The organism is Kitasatospora sp. NPDC059088 (assembly GCF_042738155.1).
Classification (GTDB): domain Bacteria; phylum Actinomycetota; class Actinomycetes; order Streptomycetales; family Streptomycetaceae; genus Kitasatospora.
This window is the reverse complement of the sequence record NZ_JBHYGR010000009.1, coordinates 113,878-120,790: the sequence shown is the minus strand read 5'-3', so window position 1 is coordinate 120,790 and position 6,913 is coordinate 113,878. Positions and strand designations below refer to the sequence as shown.

6 protein-coding genes and 1 riboswitch are annotated in these 6,913 nt (G+C 72.4%); of the genes, 4 read left to right on the top strand and 2 right to left on the bottom strand.

What is annotated here, in order from left to right:
* Positions 1-205: 205 nt before the first annotated feature.
* Positions 206-844 carry a TetR/AcrR family transcriptional regulator gene (locus tag ACFWXO_RS06935; RefSeq protein WP_380522641.1) on the top strand — a complete coding sequence of 213 codons (639 nt, stop codon included), beginning with the start codon at positions 206-208 and terminating at the stop codon, positions 842-844.
* A 90-nt stretch (positions 845-934) separates the two neighbouring features.
* On the opposite strand, the gene ACFWXO_RS06930 is transcribed toward ACFWXO_RS06935, so the two are convergent.
* Complete coding sequence (locus ACFWXO_RS06930; RefSeq protein WP_360238721.1) at positions 935-1,801, bottom strand: helix-turn-helix transcriptional regulator; 867 nt, start codon at positions 1,799-1,801, stop codon at positions 935-937.
* 418 nt (positions 1,802-2,219) lie between these two features.
* Between ACFWXO_RS06930 and ACFWXO_RS06925 the strand changes: the two genes are divergently transcribed.
* The gene (locus tag ACFWXO_RS06925; protein ID WP_375895936.1) at positions 2,220-2,789 is read left to right on the top strand and encodes an ATP-binding protein; all 570 of its coding nucleotides are present in this window, start codon (positions 2,220-2,222) and stop codon (positions 2,787-2,789) included.
* 247 nt (positions 2,790-3,036) lie between these two features.
* Here ACFWXO_RS06925 and ACFWXO_RS06920 read toward each other — a convergent pair whose 3' ends face one another.
* On the bottom strand, positions 3,037-3,300 hold the full coding sequence (locus ACFWXO_RS06920; protein WP_375895934.1) for a DUF397 domain-containing protein: 264 nt from the start codon (positions 3,298-3,300) through the stop codon (positions 3,037-3,039).
* Positions 3,301-3,858: 558 nt separating this feature from the next.
* On the opposite strand from ACFWXO_RS06920, the gene ACFWXO_RS06915 reads away from it, so the two are divergent.
* Both ACFWXO_RS06915 and ACFWXO_RS06910 read left to right on the top strand, forming a co-directional pair.
* On the top strand, positions 3,859-4,809 hold the full coding sequence (locus tag ACFWXO_RS06915) for a hypothetical protein (protein ID WP_380522640.1): 951 nt from the start codon (positions 3,859-3,861) through the stop codon (positions 4,807-4,809).
* 477 nt (positions 4,810-5,286) lie between these two features.
* Positions 5,287-5,457: riboswitch (cyclic di-AMP (ydaO/yuaA leader) on the top strand.
* Between the two features lie 7 nt (positions 5,458-5,464).
* Positions 5,465-6,757 carry a transglycosylase family protein gene (locus tag ACFWXO_RS06910; RefSeq protein ID WP_380522639.1) on the top strand — a complete coding sequence of 431 codons (1,293 nt, stop codon included), beginning with the start codon at positions 5,465-5,467 and terminating at the stop codon, positions 6,755-6,757.
* Positions 6,758-6,913: the final 156 nt, after the last annotated feature.

Here is a 6,913-nt window from a genome sequence, read left to right as displayed (position 1 = left end):
GCCTCCACCCCCGCCCCCCCGCCGCCCCCGCCCCGCCGCGGGCGCCGGGGCCCCCCCACCCCCCCCCCCGCGTCGCCCCCCCCCCCCCCCCGTCTCTGTATCGGCCGCCCGGGCGGCGCCCGCGTGAGGACGCACGGTTCCACGGCGCGACTGCGGCTCCGCAAGTATATTGGCCCGGAGTCAACGAACGTTCGGAGCAGACACGATGGCACCTCGCGGGGATTCGGTCAACGAGGAGATGCGGCAACGCTCCCGCCGACGCATCATGCGCGCCACCGTCGAACTGGTTGACCAGCACGGTTACGCGGGCACCACGCTGACCGACATCGCCGAACGGGCCGGCCTCGCCCGCGGTCTGCTCTCGTACTACTTCGACGGCAAACGACTGCTGATGCAGGCCGCGACGCACCGGCTGATGCACCAGTCGCTCTCCGGCGCCCTGGCCGAGCTGGCGCCGGACGCCACCCCCGCCGGACGGCTGGCCCGCGCGATAGACGCCGTCCTCGCCCTGGCCCTGGACCACCCCCGGGTGATGCGCTCGCACCTGGCGCTCATCCTCGATCCGGACACCGGCGCCTTCGTCCAGGATCCGGAGCAGCAGCAGCTCGGCGCGATCCTCCAGGGCCTGCTCGTCGACTGGGGCGCACCGGACCCGGTCGCCGAACACGCGGTGCTGCGCAGTGCGCTGATGGGCGGCTGCATCGGGGTGCTGCTGCCGGGCGCGGAGATCCCGCTGGCGCCGATCCGGGCCGACCTGTTCCGCCGCTACGACCTGCCCTGGGAACTGGGCCGCCCGCCGCAGCCGCTGCCGCCGGAACGCGAACGGCCGCGGGCCCGCGGTTGACGGGGCCTGCGGCCGACTCGGGCTGCCGTGCGGACGAGCCGCCTCCCGGGCGGGAGCGGGAGGATCTCCCGGCCCCCGCCCAGGAGTTGCTCAGCGTTCCTTGAGGATCGAGGAGAGCAGGTCTATGGTGCGCTCCGGCGTGAGGCTGTCCACGCAGAGCCGCTCCATGACCTGGACGTACGCGTCGACGTCGTCCCGCTTGTCCAGGTAGAGCGCGCTGGTGAGCTGCTCCAGGTAGACCACGTCCGCGAGGTCCTGCTCCGGGAAGCGCAGGATCGTGAACGCCCCGGACTCGCCCGCGTGCGCGCCGAAGCGGAACGGCATGACCTGGATGACCACGTTGGCCTGCTCGGCGACGTCGATCAGGTACTGGACCTGGCCGCGCATCACCTTGGGCCCGCCGACCGGCCGGCGCAGCGCCGCCTCGTCGATGACCGCCCACAGACGCGGACTGGCGCCCTCGGTCAGCAGCTTCTGGCGGCGCAGCCGGAGACTGACCCGGCGCTCGACCTCCTCCTCGCTGATGACCGGCCGACTCTGGCCGAAAACCGCCCGTGCGTACTCCTCGGACTGCAGCAGTCCGGGGATGAACTGCACCTCGTAGGTGCGGATCAGCTGGGCGGCCTCCTCCAGGCCGACGTAGGTCTGGAACCAGCCCGGCAGCACGTCGTTGAAGCTGTGCCACCAGCCGGACTTGTTGGCCTCGCGGACCAGGCCGAGCAGGGCCTCCCGCTCCAGGCCGTCGTCGACGCCGTAGAGACTCAGCAGGTCGGCGACGTCGCGCTCCTTGAAGCTGACCCGGCCGAGCTCCATGCGACTGATCTTGGATTCGGACGCGCGGATCGCGTAGCCCGCGTCCTCTCGGGTGATGCCGCGCGCCTCTCGCAGGCGCCGCAACTGCGAGCCGAGGAGGATCCGGCGGACCATCGAGCCGCCGCCCGGCTGAACTGTGGTCATGCGGTCGAAACCTCCACCTAGGGCAAACAGCGCACAGTCTGCCATCAGTTGAGCGCTCACGGTGCCGATACTGACGGATGTTCCTATCAGTTCCGCACTCCGCACACCAGGATGCACGTGCATCCGGCGCTTGCATATGCCAATAGTGCGACTGCACGTGAATCGACTCTTGCATCTGCAGTGAGCGCACACCACCATGGTGCACGTGCACCTGCACATCCCTGGCAATCCCGCGGGCTCCGCGTCGACCCCACGCGCGACTCCGTGCACCGGCCCGACGGCGTCCCCCGCGCCATCGGGCGTTCGAGTGCGCGCGCGCCTGGTCGAGGGGGCGGCCGAGCGGCCGAGCGAGTCGGAGGTGACCGGCATGACCCCGGCGGGTCCAGCCGTGTCCGCCCCCTTATGGGAGGAGCTCTTCATGAGCACCGGTACGGCTTTGGCAGTTGACCCCCATGTGGTCACCTGTACGCTCGCTCCTCGCTTCGAAGCCGTGAGAACCGCACGCGACTTCGCCCGGGCCTCGCTCCAGCGCTGGGGCCTGATGGAGCTGTTCGACGACGTCGCCCTGGTGGCCTCGGAACTCGTGACCAACGCGCTCCGGCATGCGATCGGCGCACGGCCCGACCCCTCGGGCGGCGCCCTGGGCGAGTACGACTTTCCCATACAGCCGACCCCGGAAGGGCGGCTGCCGATCCGAATAAGCCTGGTGCACCGCGCCCCCCAGGTGGTCTGCGCGGTGAGCGACCCGAGCAGTGCCGGCCCGGTGGCCCGGGAGGCGGACTTCGTCGCCGAATCGGGCCGCGGACTGCACCTGGTGGAGTCGTTCAGCCGCTCCTGGGGCTGGCACCCGCTGGGCAGCGGCAAGGTGGTCTGGGCCGTGTTCGAGGCGGAGACCGGCTGCGGCAACGGACTGGACGCCACCCTGCTCGACGGCACCGCGCCGGCCGGCCGGGTCGAGATCGGTGGACGGCACCGGCGCTCGGCCTAGGGCCCGCCCCGTGGCCCAGGCCGGCCGAGGAACGACCCGGGAGGACCACACCCCGGGCCCTCCGGCCCGCCCGCGCGCCGGGCCGGGACGTGATCAGTGCGCCGAAGGCGGCTGCCCGCTCCCACTCCGGGCGCTCCCACACCGGACACTCCCGCTCCGGGCACTCCGGCTCCGGGCCCGGACAAAGACAAAGGCCGTCGTGGTGTCAGCACCCACGACGGCCCCCCGATGGTGGAGCAGCGGCCGGTCAGACCGCGAGGTGGTCGAACTCCCCGTCCTTGGCACCCAGCAGCAGGGCCGCGATCTCGGCCCGGGTGTAGATGAGCGCCGGGCCGTCCGGGAAGCGGGAGTTGCGCATCGCCACGTCGCCGCCCGGCAGGGCCGCGAACTCGACGCAGTTTCCCTGGGAGTTGCTGTGCCGGCTCTTCTGCCAGACCACCCCCGTGAGGTCGGCGGCGGCCATCCCGTTGTGGGCGTGGTCGGAACCGTGCGTGTCCTGCGAGTCGTGCATAGAAGTCTCCCGAAGAGCTCCGGAGTTGTCGTCCAGCGCGGCGCCCCGGCACCCGCCGAACGAACGGACCGGCCCCGTACCGGCCCGGCACAACGCCTCACTTGACGTGATGATAGCCGCAGTGCACGTGCATCAGCACGGGACATTGCAGGTGCACGAGGCTTTTCGACGGTCGCCGCGAACTCTTCACGGACCCTTCTCCTGACGGTACGTAAACGGACATAGGCGACTGAATCGACGGTTCGTCCATAACCGGCCGTGAGCGGTTCCCCGCTGAATGTTGATCTTCGAATGCCGGGAGTCGCCCTCCCGTGACCCTCCGTCAGGCCGCCCGGCGGCTGTGAGACATCTCACGCGACCCCGGTGCAACGCGCCACCCCGCGGGACACGTCAGGGCAACTGAAGGGCTCCGTACGGGGCTTGGGCGAGGAATGTCCGGATTGTGGGCAATCGCCCCGGACCGGGGCGGCCGGGACACGACCTCCGCACCGCGACCGCCCGAAGCCCGTACGGCAGCCGACTGCAGGCCTGACGGGCAGATGTCCTACGATCTCCGGCATGAGCACCGCAGCCATCCCGGGCGCGCCACTGCCCGTCCGCACTCCAGGTTCCCGTGCGCGGGGGCGCCACCGCCGCCCCGAGCGCCCCGAGATCCGCACCGGCTCGCCGGCCCTGGTGCTCGCCGTACCCGCGACCGCGGGGCCCGAGTCCCGTTCGGTCGTCGAGGAACTCCTCTCGATCGTCCGCAGTGAGCACACCGGCGTCCAGGCCGCGGTCGGCTACCTCCCGGCCGCCGACGCCGCGGCCGCGGACCCGCAGGAGCGCACCGTCGCGGAGCTGCTGGAGGCGGCCGCCGAGGCCGGACTGCCGACGCCCGTGGTGGTGCCGCTGGTCCCGGGCCCGCACGACTTCCTGACCGGGCTTCACGCCCTCGCCGCCCAGTACGGCGCGACCGTCACCGACGCGCTGGGCCCGCACCCGCTGCTGGCCGAGGCCGTCCACGTCCGGCTGTCCGAGGCCGGGCTGGCGCGGGCCGACCGGGCCCGGCTGTTCGCCATCGCGACCGCCGCGGACGGCGTGGTCCTGACCACCGTCGGCGGCGAGGACGCGGCCGCCGCGGCCGGGATCACCGGCGTGCTGCTGGCCGCCCGACTGGCCGTGCCGGTCGTCGCCGCCGCGCTCGACGTGCCCGGCTCCGTCGCCGCCGCCGTCGGCCACCTCCGGGAGACCGGCTCCGAGCGCCCGGCCCTGGCCCCGCTCGTCATCGGCCCGGAGGCGGACCCGGAGCTGCTCGCCACGGCCGCCGAGGAGACCGGCTGCCCGTCGGCCGCGCCGCTGGGCGCCTACCCGACGGTCGGCCAGCTGATCGCCTCCACCTACCTGGCCGCCCTGCCGGTGCCGACGGCGGAGGAGCTCGCCGAGGCCGAGGCGGAGGCCGCGGCCGCCGTCGGGGCCGGGGAGGGCTCCCGACGCGCCCACGCGGCCGCCGAAGGGCCCGTGGAGGGCTAGCACGACCCACTGAACGCCCGTCGGCCACCGCCGGCGGACCCGCACTGCCGAAAGGGCCCGGAACGACCTCGTTCCGGGCCCTTTCGCCGTGTTCCGATTCACCCCGCTGGTGCGCTAAGCGGGCAATGCGGCGCAATGTCCGTTTCCAGCTCATTTGTCAATGGACACTCGGCGAATGACGGGCGCGTTCCCCAGCGCGCGATTCACTACCGCTCCCCCGCGCCTCGGGCGCGCGCCCCTTGTGCCCCAACGCTCCGTCACCTCTTTTCTGAGGCGGAGCCAGTTATGAGAATCCGCTGCGATATTGCCGGAAAACGATCATTTACGATCATGAATTACGGCCCATTTGACGTTTTCCACTAAACCGTGATGCGCATCACAGGTATTTGCAGTTTTAACTTAAGTCTGCTTAACGTGCTCCCCGTTCGTGACCACACGGACCCAGTTCATCCGCGACGCCGAGTCCTGCCGTCGGATGTCCTGGCAGCGCGAAATCGCATCACGGCAGGAGCGGGGGAACCACAGGTAAGTCGCCCCGGACCGTTTTCCGGAACGGTCCAGGGCTAGGGGTGAAGCCGCGCCCACAGCGCGGCCGGGCAACTCCAGCCCGAATCCGACAGCTCACCTCGCAGGCGTGGGAGAGGACCGCGTCTTCATGCTGCCTTCCAACGGCAACCGCCTGTCCAGCCGCACCCGTCGCGTGATCGCCGCCCTCGGCGTCGCCGGCGTCGGCCTCACCGTCCCCTGCCTCACCACCGGCACCGCGAACGCCGCCTCCGTCGCCACCTGGGACAAGGTCGCCCAGTGCGAGAGCAGCGGCAACTGGAGCATCAACACCGGCAACGGCTTCTACGGCGGCCTCCAGTTCACCTCCAGCACCTGGGCCGCCTTCGGCGGCACCAGCTACGCCCCGCAGGCCGACCAGGCCACCAAGGACCAGCAGATCTCCGTCGCCGAGAAGGTCCTCGCCTCGCAGGGCCCCGGCGCCTGGCCGGTCTGCTCCGTCCAGGCCGGTCTGACCAAGGGCGGCGCCGCGCCCACCGTCGACACCTCGGCCGGCTCCACCGCGGCCAAGCCCGCCGCCAAGCCGGCCGCCCCGAGCAAGCCGGCCGCGAAGCCCGCCGCCCCCGCGCAGGACCAGGCCCAGGCCTCCGACGACGCCGCGGCCGCCTCCGCCCCGTCCGCCGACAGCACCTGGGCCCAGAAGCGCCAGGCGCAGGCCCAGGCCGGCGGCTACACCGTCGTCGACGGCGACTGGCTGTCCTCGATCGCCGACAAGCACAACGTCCAGGGCGGCTGGCAGCGGCTGTACGACCTCAACCGCAGCACCCTGACCGAGGGCCCGGACACCATCTACCCGGGCCAGCAGCTGACCTTCGGTGACGGCACCTCGGCCCAGGCCGACGGCTCCGCCGCCAAGTCCGGCTCGGACTTCACCTGGTTCGACCGCTCGAAGAAGGCCGGCCAGGCCTCGAACGGCGGTGCCGTGAACGCCAAGCCGACCGCCCAGAGCAAGCCGTCCGCCACCAAGCCCGCGTCGAAGCCCGCCGCCCAGGCGCAGACCCCGGCCCCGGCCCCGGCCGCCTCCGGCAGCATGGCCGCCGCGGTCTCCTTCGCCCAGTCGAAGGTCGGCCAGGCGTACGTCTACGGCGGCACCGGCAACGGCGGCTGGGACTGCTCCGGCCTGACCCAGGCCGCGCTGCGCGCCGCGGGCATCAACATCCCGCGCGTCGCCGCCGACCAGGCCGCCGCCAGCACCCACGTCTCGCTGGACAGCCTGCAGCCGGGCGACCTGCTGTTCTGGTCCAACAACGGCCAGGACTCGGGCGTCTACCACGTCGCCATCTACATCGGCAACGGCCAGTACGTCGAGGCCGCCAACCCGAGCTCGGGCGTCCGTCTCCAGACCGTCGCCAACTGGGCCCCGGACTTCGCCGGCCGGGTCTGAGCGACCAGGGACCGCGCGGCCGCCGACGGCTGACGCCGGAGCCCCGGGAAGAGCCTCCGCTCCTCCCGGGGGGGCGGCCGGGCCCGAACACCACCAAGGGGCCCCCGCCCCCCGCCCCCCCCGGCGGGCGGGGGGTAAGAAACGGGGCGCCCCCCC

Excerpts from the sequence above, each read along its gene's own strand:
- ACFWXO_RS06935 (WP_380522641.1), top strand. The coding sequence starts at position 206 with ATGGCACCTCGCGGGGATTCGGTCAACGAGGAGATGCGGCAACGCTCC.
- ACFWXO_RS06930 (WP_360238721.1), bottom strand. The coding sequence starts at position 1,801 with ATGACCACAGTTCAGCCGGGCGGCGGCTCGATGGTCCGCCGGATCCTC.
- ACFWXO_RS06925 (WP_375895936.1), top strand. The coding sequence starts at position 2,220 with ATGAGCACCGGTACGGCTTTGGCAGTTGACCCCCATGTGGTCACCTGT.
- ACFWXO_RS06920 (WP_375895934.1), bottom strand. The coding sequence starts at position 3,300 with ATGCACGACTCGCAGGACACGCACGGTTCCGACCACGCCCACAACGGG.
- ACFWXO_RS06915 (WP_380522640.1), top strand. The coding sequence starts at position 3,859 with ATGAGCACCGCAGCCATCCCGGGCGCGCCACTGCCCGTCCGCACTCCA.
- ACFWXO_RS06910 (WP_380522639.1), top strand. The coding sequence starts at position 5,465 with ATGCTGCCTTCCAACGGCAACCGCCTGTCCAGCCGCACCCGTCGCGTG.